This is a genomic window from Krasilnikovia cinnamomea (genome assembly GCF_004217545.1).
Classification (GTDB): domain Bacteria; phylum Actinomycetota; class Actinomycetes; order Mycobacteriales; family Micromonosporaceae; genus Actinoplanes; species Actinoplanes cinnamomeus.
Window position 1 is genome coordinate 514076 of the sequence record NZ_SHKY01000001.1, and the last position, 25944, is coordinate 540019.

The following is a 25944-nucleotide window of genomic DNA, read 5'->3' on the forward strand; positions in this document are numbered from 1 at the left end:
TGGCGTCCCAAGTCGTCCCATGGCGGATGGTTGGCTGTCGAAGATCATGAGGGGGTTCATCCTCTGGAGAGCCTGACTGACCGAGCGGCCGTGCTCGCTGAGACGCATCTCGCAGAGACCCTTCCCCGGCGGTGGAAGCGCGTCCAATCCGCCTTACCTGCACGGGTGCACGTCGACCTGGAAGGGCAGCCGGGCGCCGATCCCGCCCTCGGTCCACGTCTGGCGCTCCGTACGCGTCGACGGCGACACCAAGACCCGCAAATCGCGCCGCTCCCTCGGGCTGCCCGCCCGCTGCGTCCAGGTCCTCACCGACCAATAAGAACGCCAAGGCCTACCCACCGGCGACCCGCTCGTGTTCGCCAGCAAGGCCGGGACCCAACTCGACCGGCACAATGTCCTGCGCGCCTTCCGACCGGTCATCAAGGCCGCCGGGCTCAACCCCGCCGAATGGACACCCCGAGAGCTGAGGCACAGCTTCGTGTCGCTGCTGTCCGACAACGGCATGAGCCTCGAAGAGATCGCCGACCTGTGCGGGCACTCCGGCACATCGATCACCGAGAGCGTCTATCGTCACCAGCTGCGGCCGGTGCTACTGAACGGAGCCGTCGCCATGGACCGCATCTTCGGCCCGCACGACACCAACGGCGCGTAGTCACCGCGTTAGTCACCCGGGGAGAAGCTTAGACCGCATCTCGTTTGGGGTTGTTGTCGGGCAAGGTCATTCGTTGATCGGGCATGGACGACGTGGAGAAGTACTGTCCGGAGTCGTTGTGGGTGCTCGCGCAGCCGCTGCTGCCCGCGCACCCGAAACGTCACCAGGGCGGTGGACGACGCCGTATCGATGACCGGACCTGCCTGGCAGCGATCTTGTACGTGCTGCAGAGCGGCTGCGCATGGGAGGCGCTACCGGCCTCGTTCGGCGTCTCGACGCCGACGGCCCACCGCCGGTTCACCGAGTGGACCGCTCACGGGGTCATGAACGCCTTGCATCGGGCCATGCTCGACGTGCTCGGCGCAGCCGGACAGATCGACTGGTCGCGGGCCAGCGTGGACGCCATGCACGTGCGCGCGGTCAAAGGGGGGACCTGACCGGGCCCAGCCCGGTCGATCGCGGTAAGCCCGGCTCCAAGGTCCACGCGGTCGCGGACCGGAACGGGCTTGCCCTGTATGCGGATGTCTCTGCCGCCAACGTCAACGATCATCTGCTGCTCGCGGACGTGGTCGATGGCGTCAGCCCCGTTCGCCAGCCGGTCGGTCGGCCCCGTCACCGGCCGGTCAAGATGCACGGCGACAAGGGCTACGACTACCCGGCCTGCCGCGAGGTGCTGCGTGAGCGCAACATCATCGCCCGGATCGCCCGCCGAGGCATCGAATCATCGTCCCGGCTCGGCCGGTACCGCTACGTCATCGAACGCTGCCTGGAGTGGGTTAGCCGGTTCCGGCGCCTGGTCCGCCGTTACGAACGCAAGGCTTTCCACTTCCTCGGATTCCTGCGCCTGGCCTGCGCTGTCATCTGCTACCGCCGCGCCGTACGCCTCAACCTGCTGACCAGCAACAACCCCAAATGAGATGCGGTCTTAGTCACCCAGTTAGTCACCCAGGAACGAGAAGAGGGCATATCCATCGAGAGGATATGCCCTCTGGCCTGTGTCGGGCTGACAGGATTTGAACCTGCGACCCCTTGTTACCAACCGCGACCGCTCCAGGCTTGTCATCGGTTGTCACACATGGGCAATGAGCTGCATGAACGGCGTCGATCGGTGATCACCGCTTGTCACTGATTGTCAGCCGCAAGCAGGGGTTTGCGGGGGGTAAACGGGGGGCACCCGGATGCCCATCCCGGTCAGTCCCCACATCAACCAGTCGACGAACCCGCTCCCCTACCAACCCGCCAGGCGGGCGCTGATGACCCACAACCGGCGCGTACGACCGACCGTGACGCTCAATCTGCTGCAAGCGTGGGAGTTCGTGTCGGCGGGGCGATCGATACCACAACCCCACGGGAGCAGCCGACCGACAGCGAAATCGTCATCGACATTGCCGTCGTGGTCTAGCTAAACGATGTCTCGTAACTCGGCCGGTGGTGTCTTGTCATGCGTCTTGCGCTGAACCTGGCTGCTGCGCCCGGTTCGTGGGGCCCCCAGCAGGCTGCCACCGCTTGGGGCGGCCCAGGCGGCGGGTAACATGCGTCGATGTTCCACAAGCCTGTGGGCGATCCCCGAAGCGCCCGAGCGGTCTACCCGGGAACGTTCGACCCCTTTACTGACGGACACCGAGATCTCGTCGATCGAGCGCGACGCCTGTTCGAACACGTAACGGTGCTGGTGGCCGTCAACGACGAGAAGCAGCCCACCAAGACGGGCGCGCAACGCGCGCTGGACATCCGTGCCACTCTGCCCGCGGACTGGGAGAACGTGGCAGTCACTGCCTGGAACGGGCTGACAGTGGCCTACTGCCACCTATATGGAAGCGGAGTGATCGTCCGCGGCCTGCGGCATGCCGTCGATGCGGAGCGGGAGTATCAACTAGCGGCCGCGAACGAGTCCCTGGGCATCATGACCCTCTTCATGCCGGCTCGGCCGGAACTGGCGACGATCTCCTCGACCGCGGTCCGCGCAGCGGGGGCCTGAGCGACGTCTCGTCACCCGAAGATCTTCACCGCACAGCGATGATCCATTGCCGGCGGTGAGGCCGTAGGCGAGGCACAGCGCGAACGCCGGACCGAGTGGCCCGGACGTGCGGGCCAGCGCGGGCAGGAGGTCTCCGCCGCCGCGGACGTTGCCGTCAGCGGCCGGGGCGAGTGGGACTGTACAAAGAACGGCCCTGTCTCACATTCGGTGGTGACGGTGTGTCTCTTACGTTCATCCATCATGGACACTGATACTGGTGCGGTCATGGTCGATTTGTGGGTGTGGTGTTCGCTGGGCTGTCGTCGCTGGTCATCGAGGAGGTGACCGACGAGGGCGGCTGTATCCGGGTGCGGGCACGGACGCGGAATCAGCCGGTGTCTTGCCCGGATTGCGGCGTCGCGGGGGTACGCGTGCACGCGTTCGCCGAACGCACGGTGCGTGACGTTCCCCTCGATGGACGTCCCGTGGTGATCACGGTCCGGGTTAGGCGTCTGGTCTGCCCGACCCGGGGCTGCCGGCAGACGTTCCGGGAGCAGATGCCCGGAGAACTGGAGCGTTACCAGCGACGCACCGTCCGCCTGTCCCGGCAGGTTCAGGCTGTGGTCAAGGAGTTGGCGGGCCGGGCGGGGGCCCGCCTGCTGGCGACGCTCGCGGTTGGCCTGTCCCGGCATACGGCCCTGCGCGCCTTGCTGCGCATCCCGCTGCCCACACCGCGCACGCCGCGTGTGATCGGCGTGGACGATTTCGCGCTACGCCGGCGGCACCGCTGGGCCACCGTGATCATCGACGCCGAGACCCACGATCGGATCGACGTACTACCCGACCGCACCGCCGAGACGCTGGAAACGTGGCTGCGGCAACGTCCGGGCATCCAGGTGGTGTGCCGTGACGGCTCGGCTACCTACGCTGAGGCCATCCGCCGCGCCCTGCCCGACGCGACGCAGGTCGCCGACAGGTGGCACCTGTGGCACAACCTGTGCGACGCCGCCCTCAGCGAGGTCAAGGCGCACAGCACCTGCTGGGCGAGCGTGCTGGACGCACCCCTGTACGACGGGCCCCGCGCCCAGAGCACCCTCGAGCGCTGGCAGCAGGTCCACAGCCTGCTCGACCAGGCCGTGGGCCTGCTGGAGTGCGCCCGCCGCCTGCAGCTGGCCCTGAACACCGTCAAACGGTACGCGCGAGCCGACCGGCCCGAGCGGATGCTGCGCGTGCCCAAGTACCGGGCCAGTCTCGTCGACCCCTACCGCGAGCACCTGCGCACCCGCCGGGCCGCCGACCCGGGCGTGCCCGTCGCGCACCTGTTCGAAGAGATCAAAGCCCTCGGCTTCACCGGCTGTCTGAACCTGCTGCACAAATACATCAACCAAGGCCGCGCGGACGCCGAGCGCAGCCATATTTCCCCGCGCCGGCTCGCCCGGATGCTCCTTACCAGGCCCGACAACCTCAACCCCGAGCATCGGGATCTTCTGGCGCGGCTGACCGCGGCCTGCCCCGAGATGACCGCACTGGCCGCCGCTGTCAGACACTTCGCCGAACTCCTGAGGCCGCAGGAAGCAAATCCCGGCCAGCTTTCGCTCTGGATCACCCAGGTCCGCGCGGTCGACCTGCCCCATCTGCACGCCTTCACCCGGGGCCTGGAGCGTGACCGCGACGCCGTGAACGCCGCGCTGACACTGCCGTACAGCAACAGCCCCACCGAGGGTGATGCACGGACGAGCAAGCTTCAGCCTGCTCCGCCACCGCATCCTCCTCGGATAGCAGCACGCTCCGTCACCACCGAATGTGAGACAGGGCCGAATTTCTTACACTCCCGTTCTTTCCAAGATCTGCAGCAGTCGGGCTGCGGCGTGGGCGAGAGGAATGGCTTCTTGCTCAATCCGGCGGAACGGGGTGGGGCCCGCGGTTGCGATGGTGTTGTAGGCGGTGGTTTCGGCGTCGGTCAGGTGCGGCAATGGCTCGGGTGAGGGCTTGATGGGGCGGCCTGCCTTGTCGTGGTTGACGCCATGTTGGGAGTAGCGGTGGAGGTCGGTCGCTTCCATGAGGATGGAAATGACGCGTTTTGCTGGTGCACCGTCTGGTGCCGGCTGTGCGAGGGTGGCGCGGAACTGGTCGAGGATCGCGTACCCGTCCGCGTCGATGTCGCCCCAGTAGATGACGTAATCTGCGGCGCGGATCCAGGGCACGTTCGCTAGTAAGGCTGCTGCGGCCTTGCCGCCGCCCTCGACGACGATCGTGTCGCTGACGGGCGGGAACCAGAGGCGGGAGTCGCGGTTTTCTACGACGAGGACGACACGCGGCTGGTAGGCGATCTCGTGCACGTCGCCGGTAGTCCAGGCGTCGTGCCGGCGTCGGCCCGATGCGGCGTGGTGAGGGTCGACGTAGGTGAGGTGCATGACGGTGAGCCGGGGCCGGACTTCGTCGCGGACATCGCGTCCGGCGACGTCGCGCAGCAGGGCGCCGTGGGTGTCGAGCCATTTGGTGTGCATACCGGGCACCGGTAGTTGCCGCAGGGTCCAGGTGCTGGCGTCGGGGTGTTGGTGTAGCCAGGTCACCGCGTTGATCAGCACCTCGACGTCGGCGTCTTGGAGACGGTAGACGGCTCGGAGGGTGGCCGGGGTGAGGGTCGCGCCGGCTGATCGCAGCGCCCGAGCGAGCGAGCGGGCGCGGCCGAGGCCGACGCTCGGCGATTCAGCATCGGTGTGGGTGTCGGTGGTGAGCCTGTCGGCGCCGTCCAGGTCGGCGACGAGCGTGGCGGGGAAGTCGCCGGCGACTCCTCGGATCGTCACCGGTTTGCGAACGAGCCCCACGCCGGTGGGCAGTTGGTCGGAGAAGGCACGCCACTGCATGTGCCACTGGTGCCAGGCTGCGTGCCCGAGCTGCTCGACGGCCTTGCCGGTCGTCACGCCGGGGCGCAGCGGAACGGAGAAGACGACGTGGTCGCCGACGCCGAGCTCCGCGCTGACGGCTTCGGGCCACTTCTGATCAATCTTGCGGCGCATGGCCGCGACGGCGTCCTGTGGGGTGACGAGTGCGCTCATGCGTCCGGAACACCGACCAGTGGCTTCGCCCAAGATCGGCCCTGGGGGTTCTTGAGGATCAGGTACTCCGCGTCGACGTGTGGTTCGATCGCGCTGTGCTTGTCATTGGGGGCGCCGATGATGAGTTGGAAGCCCAGGCCGCGCCAGGCGCCGATGGCCCGGCCGGTGAAGTGCGCGTCCGCCTTGATCAGTGCCTCGTCGAGGAAGACGGGGGCGTAGCGGGGGCGGGCGGCGCCCGCGTCGCCGAGCTGGTACCGCAAGGCGGCCCCGACGATAAACGCGACCAGCTCTTGCGACTCGCCGCCGGACTTCTCGCCGATGTGGTCGTACACGGCGACATGCCTGCCCTCGAGGTCGCACTTCTCGGCGCTGATCCGAACGTGATTGCGTGCGTCGACGAGGTCGGCGAAATCGGGCGCGGTGCGCCGGATGCGGTCGATCACCTTGGCCATCCGGTGATAGGCGCGTTCCCGGTCGTCGTCGGTTGCCGCCTGGTCGATGAAGGCGCGTACGTCGCGCAGCTCTTTGCGGAACCGGGCGCGCACCGCGGAGTGGCTCTCCTGCGGGTCGATACGCAGCCGGTGTTCGTCGTCGGAGAACGGCAGTTCGGCGAGGATGCGGTTGACTGGGTCGATCCGGTCGCGGATCTCGCGGACCGCGGCGGCCAGTTCGCTGTCCAGGCCGGTCAGGTCGTTACCGGACAGCTTGAGCAGACTGTCGCGCCACTCGGTCTCCAGTTCGTGCAGGCCACTGGTCTCCAGGTCGGTGAGCAGACGGTCGAAGTCGCGATAGGAGCCGTCCGGGTCGATGCCGAGGTTTGGGTTCGGCCAGCGTTCGAGGAACGTTGAGAACGTGTCGAGCAGCGCCTTCCGTGATCGCCCGATCGTCTCGGTTGCCGAGTGTCGGTCGGCGCGGATCCGTTCGGTGACCCGTTTCATTGCGGCGTCGAACTCGGCAAGCGCCCCGTCCGGGGTGGTGGCGGTTGCTTCGCTGCCGAACAGCGTCTCCAGGTACTCCCGGTGTTCCTCAGGGACATCGACGCCTGATTCCGTGGCCGTGTCGAGCGCGAGCTGGGCGCGGTCCACCTCGTCGACGGTCGACCTCCACGACTCCCCGAGCTTCTTCAGGTTGTCCTTTTGCCGGCCGACGCGTTCGGTCAGTTCCCTGACTCGCTCCTTGAGGCCGTCCACCTGGCGCTGGAGCTGATCGATCCGTGGGTTGCCCGCCCGGATTTCGTCGGCGACGCGGTTCCAGCGATCCTGTTCCGCTCGGACCGCATCGAGGTCAACCTGGTCCCAGGACAACTCGGTCAGAGTCTGATGGGTCGCGCGTCTAGCTTCGAATGAGTTGAGGTTTTCCTCCTGCCTGAATGCCCGGTCAACAGCAGCGTCGAGGCGTTTCTGGGCGAGGCCGATGCGGTGCTCGAGGTCGGCCAGCAGCCTGCTGTTCGTAAAACCGAGCACGTTGGCCCGGCCGTGACCGCCGTGCGCTCCCCGCCCGCCTTCCGAGGTTTGGCCGGTGATCGTAAGGGCCTTGGGGTACTGCGGGAGCAGCCTGGGCGTCTCGACGCAGACGAAGTCGAACCGGCGGGCGAGCTCGCTCTTGAGCCAGGCGGTGAACGGCGAGGGTCGGTAGTCGAGTCTGCCGGGCAGTGTCTTTGCGTCCAGCCCGACCTCATCACGCAGGCCGGTACGCACGCCCTCGAACTGAACCCGTCGAGCGGTCGGCACCGCGTTGATCGCCTCGCGGAACGAGTTCAATCTGCCGATGTCGATCAGCATCCGCGTAGCGAATCCGCCCAGCGCCAGGTTGAACGCCTCCCGCCACGGCTCGAACTCCGTCCGCACCTCGATCAGCTCGCCGACGAACGGCAGGTCGTCTGGTTTGAGTCCGGCGGCCTCGGCCAACAGCGCGCGAGCCGCGTGCAGCTCAGTCGGGATGTTGCCCCGACGGGTCTTGACCGCCTTGTGCTCGGAGCGCAGCGTGGCCAGCTCTCGTTCGGCGCCCTTCTTCTCCGCCATCGCCTCGGCGAACTGGTTCTGCGCCGTCTTCCGGGCATCATTGTCGGCGAGAAACCGATACGCCGTCTCGACCAGTGCCGCGAAGTCCTCACCGGTCGACACGGTGACGCCGATGACGGCAAGCGCCCGGTCCAGGCGCTCCCGTGACCGTTCGACATCGCCCAGCCGCTGCTCCACGGCACGGATCTCCCGCAGCGCCGTCTCGAGGCGGTCACCACCGGAGGCACGAAGGGTTTCCACCAGCCCATCTCGCTGCACTTCGGCCGCGGCGACCAGGGCGCTGGTCTCGGACACTTCCTCCTGGGCTCGGCGGTGCCGCTGAGCCAGATCCTGCTCAGCCGAGCGCAACAGGTCCAGCCGGCGTTGATGACGCCACAATGCGGCAGGGGTCGACGCCTCAGTGAACGATCCGACCTCGTCGATCAGGCGCAGCTGGTGCACCGCGTTCTCGATGGTGGCCCGGTGGTCGCGGATCGGAGTCAATGCCTTCACCTGCTGTCGGGCTGTGATCATCCGCGCCCGGGTGCCGGAAAGTTCGTCGAACTGCTGTACCACCGCGTCCGCAGTGGCCAGCGTGGACGGCTCCTCAAGCACCATCGTCTTGTATAGGGCATCGACCGTGGTGATCTGTTGGCCGGCCTGAATCCGCCCCAGCAGCGCGACCGCCTTGTGCCCGTCGCCGGCGGCGCCGATACCGAGGGTGGTGTGCAGACGCGCGGTGAAATCCCGGTCAGTGTCACACCAGCTCAAGCCAGTGGCCACGACCTCGGCGCGGACGAGCTGTTTGCTCGCCGGGCCTTCCAGCATGCGTAGTTGATAACCGTGGTCACACGTGGCGCGTACCGCCACGACGTCGTCCAAGCTCCGAGCGGAAGACGGCACATACCAGGCCCGCAGCGCGGTGAACTCGGCACCGGTGTGGTCGACCCACGTCATCGCGATGGCGGACCACGTATCCCGGCCGTCGCCGCGCAGCACCCGTACCTTCGTCCCGCCGTCGGTCCGAGACTCGTCGAGCTTGCCGCGCGCGTAGGAGAGGATATTGCGCTGGTCCTTGCCCCGGGGCCTGCCGACCACTCCACCGTTGGACGCCCCGTTGAACGGAGTCGTATGCGGCATGAGCAACGCGATGTACGAGTCCATCAGTGTCGACTTACCCGACCCGGAACCTCCGCTGAGCAAGGTCGCGCCAGGCGCGATTCGCAGGTGGTGATATCCGTCGTAACCGCCCCAGTTGACCAATTGCAGGTCCCGCGCCACCCACTGCTGACCCCGCGAGGCTGCCGGGATCAAGCCGAACAGCGTGTCGATCATGCTCACGCTGTGGCCTCGTTCCGTCCGCGTAGCCACTGGTCCAGTTCGGCGAGCTTTTCCGTGCTCAGCACAACCTCCACCAGCGGGGTGATCCGATACCGGCCTGCGGACTCCTCCGCGAGCAACCCTTCGGGGACTAGCCGCTGCACGGCGTTGCGCACCTCCTGTTGGCGCCGGGCCAAGTTATGGTCGTGCGGATCGAAGTAGGTCAGCACGGTCTGCTCGAGCTCCTCGATATCCACCCTCGCGGACGTCTCGCCCGTACCGCGTTCCCGCTGGAAGACGGTCCGCAGGTGGATCAGGACCAGGGTCTCGGCCCGGGTGTAGGGGTCGTCCTTGAGCAGGATCGGCACGTCCAGCTCGACTGAGCGCACCTGCTGCTTGTACGCCACGCCTCGGTCGTGGTCGACCACGAGGCGAACGAACAGGTCATGCATGCGCGATTCGATGATCTGTTGGTTCTCCAGCAACGTGCGCCATTGCGCGGGATTCTTTTCGGCCAGCAGGAACTTGCGCCGCAACAATTGAACCAGCACGCGGCGTACCTCTGCGTCCAACGTTCCCGCATCGCCAGCGAACAGCTCGGCCGGATCTTCCTCCATCGAAACGGGGTCGATGAACCCGGCCGCCGTGCCCACCGGCCAGCCGTCGTCGACGCCGTCCGGCTCACTCATCACCACCGCTCCCCTCGACGCCCGCCGGGTTCGCCGCCACCACACTGCCGACGGCGAACCGTCGCCGGGTCTGGTCGGGCCGGACCGTGTCAACCACCGCCACCTCGGATGTCTCGGTCATCCCGGCGTCATGTGCAATTTCCAGCAGGCCTAGCAAATCGACCGGCCGCTGGAGATCCTCGGCCGCTGCCCGAAACGCCGCCAGCACATCCACGCTCGCCGCGCCGGCCGCGAACGCTGCCAGGTGGGCCCGCAACTCGGTGTACCGAGGGCCGCCCCATGCCCGGGTGTCCGCCGCCGGTATGTCCTCGGCCTCCTCCTCCTCGGCCCAGTCCCGCAACGGCGCAGGTGGCTCCGGTGGTCGCGGATCACTCATCCGCTGACGCAAGTGCCCGACATCGGCCACCGGCAGGCGACGCAACGGCTCAACGACCTCCCCACGGCGTGAACCGGGAACCCACTTGTGCAGGCCCGACATCACATCCCTCAACAGTTCATCCACCTGGCGGTCGCGCATCGGGTCGTGGTTGCGGACCTGCGTGGTGATCACATGAGAGGCCTGCCGCTGGGCGGCCAGCACCTCCTTGACGCCCTGCTCGATGCGCCGCGAAATCTCGGCAAGCTCCCGCCGCTGCTGCTCCGGCAACAGCTCAGTGAATCGGTGCCTCAGCACCCTCCGCAGCTGGCCCCACAGGTCATCGATCTGCGCCGGGTCGCCGATCAGGCGCAACGCCCCCGCGAACGCGCGGCCTTCCGGTGTCGCATCCAAGATCCGCTGGCCGCGGGCCAGGTATTCACGTAGCACCTCCCCGGTCGGCCGCACATCGTGCCGCAATTCGGCGACCACGTCACGCTGGATAGCCTTGATCGACTCTGCCACGCGGGCGAAATCCGCAGGCAGCTCCCGCGCCAAGTGCAGCACATTCTCGGCGGCCTCAAGCAGCTGCTCGTCCTCGGCTGTCTCGACGGCGCCACCCTGTTCGAGTCGAGCCAGCTCCTTCTGCCGCTGCTGGATCTCCTCCTGCAGGCGCGCGAGCCGGGTCATCAGGTCCGGATCGGCTTCCTGCGCAAGCCGCTCGATCGCCTCCAACAGCGTCCTGACCCGCGACTCTGACACCCTGGTCCGCGCCCCGCCGACACGCCCAGCGATCTCCAGTGCACCGACACCGTACGCCGACAGTCGGTACACCTCGACATCGCCGTCGGACACCTGCCGCACCAACCACCCCGCCTGCACCCACTGCCTGCACAAGTCCCGCGAATTTCCACTAGGCAGCGGCTGGTTATCCTCGTCGCCATAGCCGGCAGCCCGTAGCTGGTCAAGGGCGTCGTTGATCTCCGCATGCGCATCCGCCACCGCGACCGTCGGCCGCTCCGCCGTGAAGACCATCGCCAACACCGTCACCACGAACGGCGCGTGCGTCTGATGGAGCAAGGCAAGCATCGGATTCTGGAACGCCCGGAGCGCACCCTGGTAAGCACCTTCTACACCTCGCGTAACCATCGACAGGAAGCGTACGGGGCGGGTACGACACAGTCAGCCCCTCGCGATGGATAACCCGCGACCTTCGTGGTACGGCCCATCCCCAAAGCTCGGTTGCCGCCGAAGACAGTCGGTGGTTTCGACACTCGGCCGCTACCGCTCCAGCGCGGGACGGTACGCCAACGGCGTTACCCCAGAAGGACCGCGACGACTTCGTCCTCGGCACGGGCGCAACCTGACAGACGATTCTATCCCAATTGGGTCGATGAAGCGGCTCGCCGATGACCTTCGATGGTGGTCCCGCGATTCCTTCCGGCGAGGAGTACTGCGTAACGATGACAAGAGTCGACAACCCCTTGTTACCAACCGCGACCATTCCGGGCTTATCGCCAGTTGTCACACCCTGGCAGTGAGCTGCACAAACACGTCCGATCGACGATCATCCATTGTCACTGGTTGTCGCCTGCGAGCACGGGTTTCGGGGGGTAAACGGGGGTAACCCTGATGCGCCTTTCCAGGTCCGTCCCAACATCAATCGGCGCTTTCACCACCGGGCCCGTGGCGACACCGGACGCTGCACCTGGTTAGTACGGGCCGTCTTTGGCTCCGAGGGTGTCGCGGAAGGTCTACAAGTGGTCACGATGTACGCCGCTCGCGGTTCATCGGCCCGACACATCAAGTTTGCCCAGCCGCCCGGCATGCACCGGTAACTTCCGGCCCGGCAACGCCTCGCGCGGAGGACTCTGTCCACTTCTCTCGAAGATCCAAAGTTTGGTCCTACCTGTTGTAGCGTGGCGTGCATGACAGAGCTGGAACCCGCGGAAGACCGGGAATCCGAGGAAGATTTCGGATCTGCCGAAGAGGTAGAGCGTGGCTGATGCGCCGGCCGGAAATCCTGGCTGCGATCGAGCGCAGCCGCCATGACAACGTATGGGCGCCTCGGCCGGTACGCCACCGCCCGAGTGCCGCTGCTGGTACCGCCCAAGCTTCCCCGGCCGAGCCGAGTTGGAAAGGCTGAAGAGCCCAACCGACAGCATCATCCCTCGGAGACCAACCTATCTTCGGTGCTTCGGCGGCTTTCACCGCCGGCGCTGGAGGCAACGGCGAGATCGATGGTGACATCGTCGATGTCGACATCGAAGAGAGTGGCGACGGCATCACGGGCCATAGCCGCTGCGTCCGCCAGGTCCCGGCCCTGGGTGTGGGCAATCATGTTGGGCGGTAGGCCGTGAATCTCCACGGCCCACCAATGGCCGTCGCGGGTGGCGGTGGCCCGGTAGTGGTGCTCGCTCATGCCTCGGCCTTCCGGATGGTCGCGCAGGCGGTGATCTGGGGAAAGGTACTGCCGCCGATCGCTAGTCTCGCTCGGGCCGCCACGTCGTGGCGGTGAGCTGGGGAATAATGCGAGTTACTTCAACCTCGAGAATGATCTGGTCCTGCGCCTTGGCAGTGAGGCAGGGGTCGCACAGGTACGCCACGAGGTGCCGGTCTCCGGATGGGTCGTAGGCCGTCGACCCGTAGTTGCCTGGGATCGTGACGACCACGCCATCGCTGGGCCGTGGCGGCTCGGTTGACGTGCCGTTGTCCTGCAGGGTCGCGCCACACACGAGGCATTGCATTGCCGGAGCCCTGTCATATTCTCCCTGCTGCTGTTCTCCGGCGTGGGTCATGTCTTCGACGCTGTCGGCCGTGGTTTCTCGGTCGGCGTTCAATTCCTCGACACCTGGGCGGAGCCGTTCGGCGTTTGCCGGGTTGTTGAGCAGGTAGTCGGTCTCGTCCATCTCGCTGCCCCCACGGTGATGTTGGCATGACGCCTGTTGGCTCAGCCATTGGGCGTGGGTGGTCAAGAGTTCCGGGGTGCTTCGGCGCGGAGGGTCGGGGTGGTGCTCCATCCACATCTGCAAGTCGGCACCCCAGCCGACCGAAAGCCCGAACCCCTTCATCGCGGCGCTCAGGCGCTGATGGTAGGCGCGGCGACCGAGGACCGACTTGTTCGCCGCCCGCTGCACCGCCTCGACGATGAACGCGTTCGGGTCGGGCTGTATTGCCAGGAACGGGACCAGGTCGTCGTCAATTTCCACCTCCAGCTCGACCATCTCACGGCCGTCAGCGTCGCGGTAGCGTCGTACCTCCCTGACGGAGTCGTCGGGCGGCAGCGCACGAACCGCAGTCGAGTTGGCAGCGGCTAGGGCGTCCAGAAGGCTCTGGGCACGGTAGGCGCTGGCTTCGGATTCCGCCAGCATGTGTGCGGCGGCGTCCGCAGCGGCGGCCAGTTGCTTAATGATCTTTCGTGACATGGCGCGGACCGTACGGGTGGGGTACGACATGAACCGCCGCAGAGAGCCCTCCCTGTCACGCTGATGTGAGACAGCCCGTCTACCAGGGAATACTCTTCCTGGACGGCCCTGAGGAGAACACACCAGCATGACTTCGAAGCCCCATGAGAGCCCGGATCTGGACGCCCGGCCCCAGCGGCGGACATTCACCGCGGAGTTCAAGGCGCGGATCCTGGACGAGTACGAGTCGGCGCCGGATGCGGCGGCTCGCGGGGCGATCCTGCGCCGGGAACGACTGTATGGGTCACACATTCTCGACTGGCGCAAGGCCCGAGACGCCGGAGCCGCGGCCGGCCTGACCGACCGCCGTCAAGCGGCCGCGCGGGCAGCGAAGAAGGCCGAAAACGCTGAACTTGCCCGCCTGCAGCGGGAGAACGCCCGCTTGCAGGCCAAGCTGGCCAAGACCGAGACCGCGCTGGCGATCATGGGAAAAGCGCACGCGCTCTTGGAACTGCTCTCCGAGAGCGCGGATGCCGCGCCGATGTCGAACCCGTCCTCACCGAGGCGCTCCAGGCGCTGACCCCGGCGTGGGGCATCGCCGGGGCGTGCCGACTGACCGGCGTATCCCGCGCGACGCTCTACCGGCACCGCAACCCGCCCGCGCCGCCGAAGCCGCGGACTCCGCGTGAGCCGCCGCCCTCGGCGCTGTCGCAGGCCGAACGTGAGCAGGTCCTGCAGTTGCTGAACCGGCCCGAGTACGCCGACCTGGCGCCGGCGCAGGTATGGGCCCGCGAGCTCGACGAGGGCCGCTGGTGGTGCTCGGAGTCCACGATGTACCGGATTCTGCGGGCCGCCGGTCAAAACGGTGAACGCCGCAGCCAGGCCACGCATCCGGCCCGGACCAAGCCCGAACTCGTGGCCGACGCGGCGAACCAGGTCTGGTCCTGGGACATCACGAAGCTGCGCGGGCCGGTCAAGGGCGTCTGGTTCCACCTCTACACGGTGATCGACATCTGGTCGAGGTACGTCGTCGGGCACCTGGTCGCCGCGCACGAGGACGGGCAGCTCGCCGAAGCGCTGATCGCCGACGCCGCCGCCCGTGAACGCGTCGATCCCGATCAGTTGACCGTGCATGCCGACCGCGGCGCGGCGATGACCAGCAAGACCGTCACCCAGCTGCTGACCGATCTGAAGATCGGCCGTAGTCACAGCCGGCCGAAAACCTCGAACGACAATCCCTACATCGAGGCGAGCTTCAAGACGTTGAAGTACGACCCGAGCTTCCCGGACCGGTTCGGGTCGATCCAGCACGCCCGGCAGCACTGCGAGGCGTTCTACACGTACTACAACCACGAGCACCGGCACTCCGGGATCGGCCTGCATACTCCGGCCTCGGTCCATCACGGCACCGCCGGACAGATCCGTGAACAGCGGCAACGGACCCTCGACGCCGCCTGGGCCGCGCACCCCGAACGGTTCGGGCGCCGCCGTCCGCAGCCACCCCGCCTCGCTCACCGGGCATGGATCAACAAACCCGACAACAGCGACCTCGGACAAGTCGCCGTCGCGGCTGTGACCACCCTTCCAACAGCACAAAGCTAAAGAAGATCAAGAAACTGTCTCAGTTGACTTGACAGGTTCCGGAGCTGGTCGTATCGCAATGACTCGTCCGCATGGTCGACGCAGGTTAACCCCCATCGGTAGGTACGGCTCGGACCAACGGTTACCTGGTAACCGGCCTCGGCGGAAGTGTCGCTGCGTCCGGTGATGGCGGACGTCGAGCGTGACGGTCCGCGGAACCCGGTTACCGCGCCCGCGCCGGCGACCCGGGTAGGCGTGATGACACGTCGGCGGTGCAGTCACGGTCAGAGGGCTATAGGTGCGCTTTAGGTCTGTTGTCAAGGGTCAGGACGAAGTCCTGTCCGATGGCCTTTGATCGTCCTTGTGGGCGGACAGCAGAAGTCCGTGCCGGTGGCCAGGTGTCAAGCCCCGGGTTTGATGGAGAGCTTGGGCGGGGCGGCTTCCTTTCAGGTCAACCGGCCGTCACAAGCTCGGTCCGTCGTAGTCCTCGGCGATGGGGGACTCGTAGAACTCGATCGGGGTCCGGCCGCCGGCGTAGATTGCCTCGCGGACGGTCGGCTTCGTCAGATCGAGCACGCGCATGTTGCCGTTGACTCTGCTTAGCGCTGCGATCCGGTGGAACGACGCGCCGTGGTCCTCGGCGAACTGCGCGAAGCCTTGCAGCTTCTCGGTCGAGTCGCCCAGGTGGTGGCCGTGCGGGTCGACGATCGACGGGACGATCTTGCCGTTCACTTCGCTGAAGAAGATGAAGTCCGGGTGCATCGAACGCCAGTTGCCGTTGCCGTCCCGGTACGCGATCCCAAGCGAGTCCGTCGCCTGACGCGGCGGGTTGCGGTACCAGGCGACAGATCGCTTCAGCTCGGCGAAGACCACTTCGCGCTCCCAATCGTTCAGCTTCGTGATCGGCACCTGCCCGTGCCCGTCGGACATCAAGTGCTTCGACGCCAACGGCGCCCGCGACTCCTGCCCGGTCTTTTCGTCCACCTCGACGTAGTCCTCGATCCGCGTCCTCGGCCGCCCGAGCGACGTCACTTGCGGCTCGACCGACAGCGCCCGGATGTCCTCGTACTCGGACCGCCGGTCGTCACGCAGGCTTTTGATATCGACGCTATGTTCGGCGAACAACGTGTTCGCGATCTCATTCGCCCGCGCGTCGATCCGCTCGCGGATCTCCGGGACGTTCGCCAACGCCGCGGCCTGGATGAAAGCGTCGCGCAGGTTGTCGTCCTCGCCGTCTTCGCCTACCAGGTGGTCCACGTACATCGACGCGATGTCTGAGCCGAACGCCTTGCGCGCGTCCTCAAACGCCGCACGGATCGCCCGATCGTCGGCCTGTTCGATGACGTCCGCGTACGCGATAGCGCTTTTCCCGATTCGTCCGGAAATCTGCTGCAGCCGGACAGCGAGCACCTCCGCCATCGACGCCTTCACTTTGGACGCAAACTCCACGTTCGCCTCGTCCAGCGCCGCGTGGATTCGCCCGGCGACTTCCTTCACCGCACCGCAACGCACACCGTCAGTGGCCAGCGCGTGGGCGAGCGAGGCGAGCCGCTTCACCGGCGAAGCGCCCCGCTGCGGGACGGTCATCGTAGGGATTAAATCCCACACGGGCCAGACGAAGCCAACCGCTATATTCGGCAGCAGCTTGCACTCTTCGATGATCGCCTTTCGGCCTGAGCCGTCCGGTACCCCGTCGATCTTGCCGGTCAGGTACTTCACGACGTTGCCCGCCATCGTTCGGTCGAAGAACGGAAGGATGCAATCGACCGCGTTCAGCACCTCGTCGCCGGGCACGCGGCGGGCGAGCGGATTGCGCACCATCCGGCCGAGCAGCTGGGTAATGTGCGTGTGCTCACGGGCCCGGCGGAACGACACCAGCACCTCCGCACGCGGGCAGTCCCACCCGGTCGAGATTGCGTCCTTGGCGATCAGGATCCGGATGTGCGTCTTGTCCTCGACCGTCTGCGGCTCGACCCAGTTGACGTCGTGTGCGCCGAACTGCTGGGGAGTGTGTGCGCCGAACACGTGCCGGACACACCCGGCGGGCAGCGCCGTGAACTCCTCGAAGATGACGTTGATCGCCTCTCCAATCTTGTCGTGGTCCGGCGTGGCCGGTGCCTGCAGGATCAACAGCGGCCGGACCATGTCCGGCAGGCCCTGGTCGGTGCAGTACTTCTCCCACCGCTCACTCGACTCACGGAACTTCCTCGCCGCCCGGCGCAGTAGGACCAAGTCGATGGCCTGGGCCTCGGCGGGGATCTCCAGGACGACAGTGTCTTTGACGAGGCCGGACTCTTGAACTTGAAACCCATCCACCTCGATCGGGGGAAGCGCCCGGCGGGCTTCGGACGAGTCCGCCTCAGCCATTGCGTCGCGGAACTGTTCGATCGTGGCCGAGATGCCCCACACGATCGGAATCGGCGGATACCCGGAGTGGCCGTTGACGAGCTTGCGAACGGTCGTCGGCTTGTCGAACACGCTTCGGTCGGCGCGGAACCCGCGGTGCGCCTCGTCGAGGATGAGGTACACAGTCGTGTCCGGGTCGTTGATCGTGTTGGCGATCGTCTCCCAGATCGTCCACCCCTGCATGTCTGGCTGGGCCGCGTCATGCAGACCGAAAAGAACTTGGCCCTCCTCCACCTCGACGTGACCGCGGGTGAGCAGCGAGTTCTTCGTCAGCTTGCCGGTGTTGAGGAAGTACACCTTGCCCGGGTCGAGCCGCGGCTTGGCGAACGGCGGTTCGATGACGACGAGGTCAGACGACTCGATCTTGTCGGACGCCTCCATCAGCCGGAACCGCGACTGCTCGTTGAGGTCCGGGCTGTACGAGAACCAGATGACGACGGCACCGGGGTCAAGCTCGAACTCGAACCTCTCATTTCCGTAGAACAGGGCCTCAATGACCGCGGCGGCCATCACCGTCTTGCCGGCACCGGTCGTCGCGGACAGAGACACGGACGTCGGGACGTTCTCCCGCTCGTACACGTTCCTCGCTCGCTCCAGCGAGCTGAGCATCGAGGCGACGGCATCGGCCTGGTATGGCTTGAGGGTGAACTTCATCGCGTTGCCCGCCCCGCCTCGATCTCAAAGTTGCGTAGGTACGCCTCATACAGGCGAACTGGCTCGACGAGCGGGGGCAACTGGCGCACCATTGCCTCGAACAGCCGGTCCTCGTCCGTCACGATGAACGCGAGGGTGACGCTCGGCGTGTCTTCCATCGCCTTGAGGAACTGCTGCGACTGGTCGAGGTCGGCGATCACTCCGTACGCCTCCGCAACGTCCCACCCGGACGAAATGTCGTCGATCCGTCGACCGCGGGATCCCGCACGCAGCCACAAGAATGGAGCGACCTTCGCGAACTCGCGGTTTGTAGAGACGCGAAGCGGCGCCTCGTACGTCAAGGTGAAGAACTCTGCGTTTGCCTCCGTTTCGGAGAACGCATTATTGAGTCGCGGGACAGCTCTTGCCTCGTACACTCCCAGGGCTTCCCATTCTGGGTCGCCTGGTCGATTTCCGCCAACTCTCGCGGCATCGCGATCGGTCTTGCCCAGCTCGTTGTTGGTGACGAGTATAGAGCGCCTTTCCCCTCCGTCCGCCGCATTCATTTCGGCAACAGCATGAGCCGTGCTGCCTGATCCTCCGAAGAAGTCAAGGATTACCGCAGTTGGTGAGTTGTTTGCCCACCTCACCAGCTGACGAATCAATCGAATTGGCTTCTTCCCATTGGCGAAGCCGACGCCTCCTTCGCTGGAGACGTGGCCCATGTCCGAGTGAAATCCACGCCATAGATCACCTCGAATGACGGTCCGCCCGAATCGGGGAACGTAGTCGTCAGACAAGCGGTAGTTGCGGTCGAGTGTGTAGATCTGCCAGACCTTGCCCGAGCTCGACTTCATGAGCCGGTAGTCCCGACCCTCCGTTTGGTGATGAACCCACCGCCCAGCTGGCACATCTACGGATCTCCCCGAAACGGGCGGCGTGTCGGTTCTTCCAATTCGGTGCAGGTTTTCTCCGATGAAGGTTCGGGCGGCCTCGGACGTCGCGAGCAGGACGTCCATGGTGGGTGCGCCTACAAACCTGCCTGCTTTGGTACCAAACGCAACCGTCAGCCCAAAACGCTCGATGTCTACACGAACTGAGGGCTCAGCGTCCAGTCGATCGTATAGCGATTCTGTGGTGCCATCATCGTTGAGCCAAAGTGGATAGTTAGCATCCCACCTATCGATGCCATCATACAGCGGGGTGTGGCGCACCTCGGTATCGAACGCGGCAGAGCGTCGGTAAATGAGGACATATTCAACGTTCTTGACGATCGTCCCTTGCTGCGCGTTGGTCGTCTTTGGTCCTGAGGTAGTCGACATTTCGACAGCTAGCTGAGCAACTTGATTCTGGCTGTCGAACACCTGATCCATAAGCAACCTCAGCCTTGGCTGCTCCTCGTCCCCTATCGACACCATGATCACGCCCGAAGGTTTGAGCAATTCTTTCGCCAGCAGTAATCGCCGCTCCATAAACGCGAGCCACTTTGAATGCTTGTAGAGATCGTCTGAAGCTATATACTTATCGTTGTAGATCCAGCCGTTGTTACCGGTATTGTACGGCGGGTCGATGTAGATGACATCGACTCCCGCACGATGCGTGAACATCAGCGCTTGCAGGGCGTGGTAGTTCTCGGCATTGACCACGGCATGATATGGCTTTGCCGGGTCACCGTGCTCCCGCCTGCCCGTTGATACTAGACCCGGGTAAATAGGATCGCGGAACTCAGCGACGACGACGAGATCGTCGACCACGACCGACCACTCATCGGCTGTCTCGTCCATCGAGACGATGTTTGCCCAGCGTTGGCCGTCTTCCGTGTAGACGGAGTCGACGCGCCAGAGCCGTTCGTTCTCCGCCGTTAATGCCTCCCCCCTGGCGGGAAGGCACCGCACCTTGTCATTCTTGCGGACTCGCCGACCGGGTAGTTCAACCGCCTCGGGGACGTGGCGCTCGAAGTTCAGGCCGAACGCGCGCCGCTCAGCGTGAGCGTCCGTCTCGCGCTTTAGGTCCGCGGCAAGGCGCTCGTCCTTCAGCGCGACCTGGCGGAGAAGTTCAGAGAGGCGAGACATGCCGTTGAGTCTTTCGAGTCGGCGTTCAAACGGTGTAAGTGCCCCGGGCAAACGCGGCGAGGATACGTTGGTGGGTCTGCCGCGGCAGAGTGCGGCTGCCAGGCTCCCCGAACGGCGTGCCGGGCCTGGCCGGCGCCTCCTGCAGCATACGGTCCAGCCCGGGGCGAGCTACGATAATGAGCCCGTGGGTAGCCCGAGTACACGTAACGGCCAGGCGACCGAACGACGAGTTGAACTCGTCGAGTTCCGAGGCGCCGGTGAGCGGGTGGACTGCGACCGTGATGCCGTTGGTCTGCCCTTGCCACGAGTCGACGGTGGATGTGAGCATTTCCGCTTCGGTCAGACCGTGTCGTTTGCGCAGCCGTTCGACGGCATCGGCGGCGTCGTCAACCATAGCGTTGCGGGTGGCGAGGACGGCGACGAGCGGATCGGTCGGTTCGTCCCCGGGTTTGGTTGTGATCGTCCTGCCGCTCGGTGTGCCGTCGCCGTTGTACTCAGCGGCGGCGAGCGAGAAGCCAGCGGTAAACAGTTCGTCGAGCAGTTGCTCGACAAATTGGACGAGGGGAAAATCGACATCGGCCGCTTCGGCGGGCGGCAGGCCGTCGACTTCCAGTAGCGTCGGAACGCCCGAGGCGACGGACTCCCATACGTCCTTAGCGACGCCCGTCAGTTTGCCGATCTTGATCGACCGGTCCCCCGGGGCGGCGACGCAGTTGAGGGAGCGCCACTCGGGGTAGAACGCGCGCCACAGCCCGAGCTGCTCCCCCGTAGGTCGCCACACGGCGGGCAGTTCGGTGGCCCACGCGCTCTCGTCAGAAACGTGGTTGTGCGGCCACGCACGGTACGGGTTGTACCCGGAGTCGCCTCGCCATGGGTTCTCGCCGATCTCGATCGGTGGCAGCTGCCCAACGTCGCCGACGCCGACGCGAATCGGGGCGACGTAGTTCAGCTTGTCGAACCGGTGGCTCGCCAGTTGCCACGCTTCGTCGACGAATAGAGCGTCGAATCGGTAGTCGCCGTGGAACGACGGGGTGAAGTGGTCCTTCACGATCTTCCGCGGGCCGATTTCACCGAACATGTGCGAGGTGGCGATCACAACTGGGGCGTCGGTGGGGACGGCGTTGCCGGAGTCGACGACGGTGGCGGCTGTTTTCACCGAGTCGGGGACGTCGTTGAACCGGTCTTTCGACGACCAGAGGTAAACCTTGTCTTTGCCGATGGCGGCGCCGAGAGACTCGGCGAGCGGCCAGAGCTGCCGGTTCTGGAACGCGGTGACGGCGACCCGCAAGCATTGTGGCTGGACGATCGCGTCCTGAACGAGTTGCTTGAGGACGTACGACTTGCCGGCTCCGGCGGCAGCTTTGAGCAGGATCGTCGTGATGTCGGACGAGCCGTTGAGCGCGTCTAGCAGCTGGCCTTTGGCGAACTTGGCGGCGGCTTCGTTCTCGGCGGCCGCTCGTGAGTGGTAGTACGCGCTGGTGGCGACAGCTGTGGGCGGGGTGAAGGCGACGGTCATGGGCTACTCCACGTCGTCCATCGAGAGGTCGTCGGGCGGGGCTGCTGCCGGTTCGGCCGCTGGGTCGGGTAGGTCGTCGCCGACGGCGGCGACGTCGAACGCGTCCGAGTCGACGATCGGCGGCCAGGTTTGTGGGTTAAGCCGACCGGACGCTCGTCGGTTGGCGAGTTCGTCCGACCACGTGGCCTCCGAGACTTCGTGTGGCTTGCAGCAGTATTGGTGGTTCGCCGGGTCGTCGCCGTACGAGTCGTGGGTGCAGTCGGGCTTCGGGGCGGAGCGCTGGTCGACGCTCGGCCGCGGGACGTTCAGGAACGCGTCGCCGGTGTTCTTGGAGAACCACGCGAAGTCGGCGACGACGAGTTCGTCGCCGACGGCTACGCCCGGGTCGTGGTGAGGGTCCCACTCGAACTGACGTGGGTCGGCCGAGATTTCGGCGAGCGGACCGATCGCCATGTTCGAGATCTTGAACGAGCCCTTCTGGATCTTCACGGTGACGGTGGGCTCTTCCACGCATGGTTCGCCGTTGACGTGCAGGGCGACGACTCGCGACTCGTCACCGATGCGCCGCGAATCGACTTCGAGTACGTATGGGGAGGTGCCGACCACACGGGCGATGGCGACGCGTCGGTTGCCGGCGTCGACAGCGGCGTCGTGGGCGGCGAGCGGGCTGGTAAGGATGGCGAGCTGGTCGACGAAGAGCTTGTCCGCCTCGAGGACCGGGACGTTGTCGTTGCGCCAGAAGCGCGACGTGCGGGAGAACCGCACGAGGTCGAACGCGTGCAGGTCGAGGCGCCGACGCCAAACGATCTGCGAGTCGCCCTCGACCTGGCGGAGGGCGGCCCGCAGCTTGGACGCGGCGAACTCAGTGTCGAGCGCGGCGAGGCACTTGTCGAACACGTCCGTCTTGTACGTCAGTTCGTCGCGCACGAGCGAGTCGTACGCGGCCGGTTTGGCCGGACGGGGTAGACCGGGCTTGTCGCCGGTGAACGCCTTATGGATCGCGTTCGACTGGGGGGTGGTCAGTTGGGCGCCGACGGTGTGCGGCGACTTCTCGATGACGGAGCCGTGAGCGCGGAAGTCGATCGTCACTCTGCCGGAGACCGCCCACGGATACAGGTAGTCGACACGCAGCGAGTTCGCGGCGGGTCCGCCAGCGGTGACGAGAGCGGCGAAGGCCGCGCGTAGGTCGACGATCGGGATTCGTGACCTCATCGTGCGGGCGCGGTCCTGTTCGAGCAGGAACGACACGGCCGTCCGATCTTTCTCCGGCAGCCGCGGCGGGATGACGGCGGGCTTGCCGTCGAAGGTCAGCGCTGGACGGTCTTGGTTCCTGTCACGCTGCCAGCGCAGCCGGGACAGTTCGGAGCCGGCGATCGAGTCCGCGATGCCGACGAGCAGGTCGGCGGTGCCGGTGTCGGGGACGACTACGTGGACCGGTTCGGGGTTGGCGCTATTTGCTTTCACGGCGTTGGAGAGGGCGTCGAACAGCTGCTTGCCGAGCAGCTTCATGATCTGACGGCGAGTGGCATCGGAGTCGGGGTTGTCGAACACTGTGACGTCCCACGCCTCGGCACCCTGCGCGGTGACGCGCTGTATGGCAAGGCCGTACACACCGAGTGTCGCGCCGTCGGACTTGGCCAGGACCACGTTGACGGTGCCGGGCGACCCAATCGGGTCGAGGCGCCGCTGCCGCGACTTCACGCCGACGCCGGAAAGCGAGGCCTCGATCATCGACCGGACGGAGGACGACACGGGGCCGAGCGGTGTGGTCTTGTCGACTAGACCTATCGCCTGCTGACGTATCTCCGGCTTCACGCCAAGTTCGATGAGCAGGTCGGCGGGGTCCTTCGACAATTGGAGTTCGTTTCGACAGAAGATGAAGAGGTCGCAAGCGGCGCACGAGGCAGGGTCGAAGTGAGCCGCGAGGTGGGCGAGGTGCTCGAGTGGGTCGATCGCCGTCGGGTCGGGGAACCGTGCTACCTCGGTCTGTCGCTCGACGACGCGCATGCGAACTTCATCCCGGTGGTCGGTAAGGTCCTCGATGACGGCGGTCGGATTCAGGGACGTATTGCGCGGCACTGCGAGCACGCCGGACGTGTGGACTTCCATACCGTCCGGCAGTTGCGACCACTGGGCGGCCGATTCGGCGCCGAGGGCGACCTGTAAGAACCCCTTCATGAGCTTCGAATCGTCGATCTTTGCACGCACGCGCTGGTAGTCCTTCGCGTCTCCAACGATCAGCCACGACGCGCTGACCTCACCACCGGCGTCTGGGTGGCGTGGGGCCACGACCGCGAAGTCCGGTCGTGTGGTGGTGGCGTTCGAACCATCGAGCCCGACGAACGGGACAGCGAGGTGGTAGATGAGAGTAGCGCGGCCGTGGACGATCGCGTCCTTGTGAGCGGCAGCGAGTGCGGCGGCGGTCTTCATGACGTCGACACCGGCGTCCCTGATGACGACGCCGGTCGGGCGGTCCAGGCCGAGGCCCCCGACGGCGGTCGTGACAACTTCGGAGGCGAACCGTTTGTCCTGAACAAGGCCCTCGAACGTCATCGCACGCATCCATCGCAGCAGCGGGATGGCGCTCTCCTGGCCTTTCGAGTGGCCGGCGTCCTGCGCGAGCTTCCGGCGGGTGACGCCTGTGATCAGCGGATCCGTCCCTCGGAATCGGGCACACGAGGCGTGTGCAGACGCTGCCACTGCGCTGCTGGCACCCCCGGACACCTTGCCTGGCATACCCGAGATTCTGCCGCAAGCTAACTATCAATTTGGCGTAACGCAAGGGTCGCGTTTGTGGTTTGAGCGGTCATTGACGTCTACCGTTGGGTTGATTGTGGCATGTGGGACTTAAGTCATGAATGGGCCTTGCCGGACCCTGTTGCTGTCGGCGCCTGCCGGTGCGGCCTTCGGCGGGACCACCGGCAAGTGAGCTTCCTCGATTTGGGGATGGAGCCTCTTGATCAGGCGTGACGGTAACGGGGAGGAAGGATCGGTGGCAGCGCCCAAGAAGTACCAGGAGGGGCTGCGGCAACGCGCCGCTCGACTCAATCAGCCTCGGATCCGAAGCCGGTGACCAAAGCGGCTGGCGGAACAGCTGAACGTGCACCCCGGAAGCCTCGCGGACTGTATCCGGCAGGCCAAGGCCGATCCCGCGGAGCGCTCGGATCGGCCGAGCACGGACATGATCGAGGAGATTCGGCGGCTGCTGAAGGAGAACGTGGAGCTGCGGCGGGTGAACGAGATTCGGAAGGTAGCGCGCATTTCGCTGAGCTCGACCCGACCCGCGACGGGTCCTGACGTTTGTCGACGAACAGTCAGACCAGGTCGCGGTAGCACTCCTACTACGGGTCTTGGAGATCGGCGAGTCGACCTACCAGGCTTGGCGCAGCAGATCTTGCAGCCCCGTGACCGCGACGTGGTCGAATCTCGAGCTGCTGCCTAACATTGAGCCTTTTTCAGGCTGATCTTGCAGGTCAGGGCGGGTTTGGTGGACCCGATGATCGATGGGTGCGAGGCTCCAGATAGGACAGCTGTCGACCAAGACCCGAAGCCCCGACCGGGAGCCTCGCCATGCTGTCCTACCCCGCCACGATCCCGTTGTCCAGCCGGACCCTCAACCACCTCGCCGAACGCATCCGCGGCCACCGTAAGCAGCGCCGATCCCGATGGCGGCGCCTCGAGCCAGGGCGCCAAGCCCTGCTCGCCCTGGCTCATCTGCGCAACGGTGACACCTACACCCGCCTCGCGGCCGGCTTCCAGATCGGCGTCGCGACCGCCTGGCGCTACGTCCAGGAAGCGATTGCCCTGCTCAGCGCGGCCGCCGACGACCTGGACACCGCCATGCAACGGATCCGGCTGCTGGCCTACGCGATCCTGGACGGCACGCTGATCCCGATCGACCGAGTCGCTGATCAGAAGCCCTACTACTCGGGCACAAACGGCACGGCGTCAACGTGCAGGTCATCGCGGACCCGGCCGGCCGACTCGTCTGGGCGTCAGCCGCCCTGCCCGGCTCGACGCACGACCTGACCGCCGCCCGCATCCACGGCGTCGTCGATGCGCTGACCAGCGCGGACGTGATGACGTTCGCGGACAAGGGCTACCAGGGTGCCGCTTCCGGCCGAAGCTGTCCCGCCGGCAAAAAGCCGTCAACCAAGCGCACGCCAAGATCCGCGCTCGCGGCGAACGCGCCATCGCCACGCTCAAAGCCTGGATCCTGATCAAGCTGCGCTGCTGCCCGCGCCGAGCCACCGCGATCGTGCAGGCCATGGGTCTGCTGCACCGATAGGTGACAGGTGTA

14 protein-coding genes and 3 pseudogenes are annotated in these 25944 nt (G+C 65.9%); 7 read left to right on the forward strand and 10 right to left on the reverse strand.

Going from position 1 to position 25944, the window contains the following annotated elements:
- Positions 1-196 precede the first annotated feature (196 nt).
- The 4 genes and pseudogenes from EV385_RS02200 to EV385_RS02215 all read left to right on the forward strand — a co-directional run.
- A pseudogene (locus tag EV385_RS02200) lies at positions 197-652 on the forward strand (tyrosine-type recombinase/integrase); the annotation flags it as partial.
- A 92-nt stretch (positions 653-744) separates the two neighbouring features.
- Positions 745-1568, forward strand: a protein-coding gene (locus tag EV385_RS02205) for an IS5 family transposase (RefSeq protein WP_165449686.1) whose coding sequence is annotated in 2 segments (ribosomal slippage) — positions 745-1072 and positions 1072-1568 — 825 coding nt in all. Because the reading frame shifts where the segments join, the coding sequence is not laid out codon by codon here.
- A 624-nt stretch (positions 1569-2192) separates the two neighbouring features.
- Positions 2193-2630 (forward strand): pantetheine-phosphate adenylyltransferase, encoded by a 438-nt coding sequence (gene coaD / locus EV385_RS02210; protein WP_130507927.1) that lies wholly within the window; start codon positions 2193-2195, stop codon positions 2628-2630.
- Between the two features lie 275 nt (positions 2631-2905).
- Positions 2906-4388 (forward strand): annotated as a pseudogene (locus EV385_RS02215) (ISL3 family transposase).
- 44 nt (positions 4389-4432) lie between these two features.
- Here EV385_RS02215 and EV385_RS02220 read toward each other — a convergent pair.
- From EV385_RS02220 to EV385_RS02245, 6 genes are all read right to left on the reverse strand, one after another.
- Positions 4433-5668, reverse strand: a complete 1236-nt coding sequence (locus tag EV385_RS02220; protein ID WP_130507928.1) for a Wadjet anti-phage system protein JetD domain-containing protein — start codon at positions 5666-5668, stop codon at positions 4433-4435.
- Complete coding sequence (locus tag EV385_RS02225) at positions 5665-9003, reverse strand: ATP-binding protein (RefSeq protein ID WP_242625218.1); 3339 nt, start codon at positions 9001-9003, stop codon at positions 5665-5667. The genes EV385_RS02220 and EV385_RS02225 overlap by 4 nt, the downstream gene beginning before the upstream one ends.
- A 2-nt stretch (positions 9004-9005) precedes the next feature.
- The gene (locus EV385_RS02230) at positions 9006-9677 is read right to left on the reverse strand and encodes a DUF4194 domain-containing protein (RefSeq protein WP_130507930.1); all 672 of its coding nucleotides are present in this window, start codon (positions 9675-9677) and stop codon (positions 9006-9008) included.
- Positions 9670-11181 (reverse strand): DUF3375 domain-containing protein, encoded by a 1512-nt coding sequence (locus EV385_RS02235; protein ID WP_278044962.1) that lies wholly within the window; start codon positions 11179-11181, stop codon positions 9670-9672. Before EV385_RS02235 ends, EV385_RS02230 begins: the two co-directional genes overlap by 8 nt.
- Before the next feature lie 1015 nt (positions 11182-12196).
- Complete coding sequence (locus tag EV385_RS02240) at positions 12197-12454, reverse strand: hypothetical protein (RefSeq protein ID WP_130507932.1); 258 nt, start codon at positions 12452-12454, stop codon at positions 12197-12199.
- A gap of 61 nt (positions 12455-12515) precedes the next feature.
- Positions 12516-13457, reverse strand: a complete 942-nt coding sequence (locus tag EV385_RS02245) for a type II toxin-antitoxin system Phd/YefM family antitoxin (protein WP_130507933.1) — start codon at positions 13455-13457, stop codon at positions 12516-12518.
- A gap of 127 nt (positions 13458-13584) precedes the next feature.
- Between EV385_RS02245 and EV385_RS02250 the strand changes: the two genes are divergently transcribed.
- Positions 13585-14016 (forward strand): transposase, encoded by a 432-nt coding sequence (locus EV385_RS02250; protein ID WP_130507934.1) that lies wholly within the window; start codon positions 13585-13587, stop codon positions 14014-14016.
- Between the two features lie 14 nt (positions 14017-14030).
- A complete protein-coding gene (locus EV385_RS02255) occupies positions 14031-15038 on the forward strand; it encodes an IS3 family transposase (protein ID WP_242625219.1) in 1008 nt (335 codons plus the stop codon).
- A gap of 441 nt (positions 15039-15479) precedes the next feature.
- Here the strand turns inward: EV385_RS02255 and EV385_RS02260 are convergent, their stop codons facing one another.
- From EV385_RS02260 to EV385_RS02275, 4 genes are read right to left on the reverse strand one after another with little or no spacing between them, the layout of a single operon-like run.
- Positions 15480-18077 carry a DEAD/DEAH box helicase gene (locus EV385_RS02260; protein WP_130507936.1) on the reverse strand — a complete coding sequence of 866 codons (2598 nt, stop codon included), beginning with the start codon at positions 18075-18077 and terminating at the stop codon, positions 15480-15482.
- Positions 18074-20128: a site-specific DNA-methyltransferase gene (locus EV385_RS02265; protein WP_130507937.1), complete on the reverse strand. Its 2055-nt coding sequence runs from the start codon at positions 20126-20128 to the stop codon at positions 18074-18076. The genes EV385_RS02260 and EV385_RS02265 overlap by 4 nt, the downstream gene beginning before the upstream one ends.
- Before the next feature lie 25 nt (positions 20129-20153).
- Positions 20154-21644 (reverse strand): hypothetical protein, encoded by a 1491-nt coding sequence (locus EV385_RS02270; protein WP_130507938.1) that lies wholly within the window; start codon positions 21642-21644, stop codon positions 20154-20156.
- 3 nt (positions 21645-21647) lie between these two features.
- Entirely contained in the window at positions 21648-24197 is a 2550-nt protein-coding gene (locus tag EV385_RS02275; RefSeq protein ID WP_130507939.1) for a hypothetical protein, read from the reverse strand.
- Positions 24198-25214: 1017 nt separating this feature from the next.
- Here EV385_RS02275 and EV385_RS02285 point away from each other — a divergent pair.
- Positions 25215-25932: pseudogene (locus EV385_RS02285) on the forward strand (transposase family protein).
- Positions 25933-25944: the final 12 nt, after the last annotated feature.

Coding starts and splice junctions, on each gene's coding strand:
- EV385_RS02245 (WP_130507933.1), bottom strand. CDS start 13,457: ATGTCACGAAAGATCATTAAGCAACTGGCCGCCGCTGCGGACGCCGCC.
- EV385_RS02265 (WP_130507937.1), bottom strand. CDS start 20,128: ATGTCTCGCCTCTCTGAACTTCTCCGCCAGGTCGCGCTGAAGGACGAG.
- EV385_RS02220 (WP_130507928.1), bottom strand. CDS start 5,668: ATGAGCGCACTCGTCACCCCACAGGACGCCGTCGCGGCCATGCGCCGC.
- EV385_RS02260 (WP_130507936.1), bottom strand. CDS start 18,077: ATGAAGTTCACCCTCAAGCCATACCAGGCCGATGCCGTCGCCTCGATG.
- EV385_RS02240 (WP_130507932.1), bottom strand. CDS start 12,454: ATGAGCGAGCACCACTACCGGGCCACCGCCACCCGCGACGGCCATTGG.
- EV385_RS02275 (WP_130507939.1), bottom strand. CDS start 24,197: ATGACGTTCGAGGGCCTTGTTCAGGACAAACGGTTCGCCTCCGAAGTT.
- coaD (WP_130507927.1), top strand. CDS start 2,193: ATGTTCCACAAGCCTGTGGGCGATCCCCGAAGCGCCCGAGCGGTCTAC.
- EV385_RS02235 (WP_278044962.1), bottom strand. CDS start 11,181: ATGGTTACGCGAGGTGTAGAAGGTGCTTACCAGGGTGCGCTCCGGGCG.
- EV385_RS02225 (WP_242625218.1), bottom strand. CDS start 9,003: ATGATCGACACGCTGTTCGGCTTGATCCCGGCAGCCTCGCGGGGTCAG.
- EV385_RS02270 (WP_130507938.1), bottom strand. CDS start 21,644: ATGACCGTCGCCTTCACCCCGCCCACAGCTGTCGCCACCAGCGCGTAC.
- EV385_RS02230 (WP_130507930.1), bottom strand. CDS start 9,677: ATGAGTGAGCCGGACGGCGTCGACGACGGCTGGCCGGTGGGCACGGCG.
- EV385_RS02250 (WP_130507934.1), top strand. CDS start 13,585: ATGACTTCGAAGCCCCATGAGAGCCCGGATCTGGACGCCCGGCCCCAG.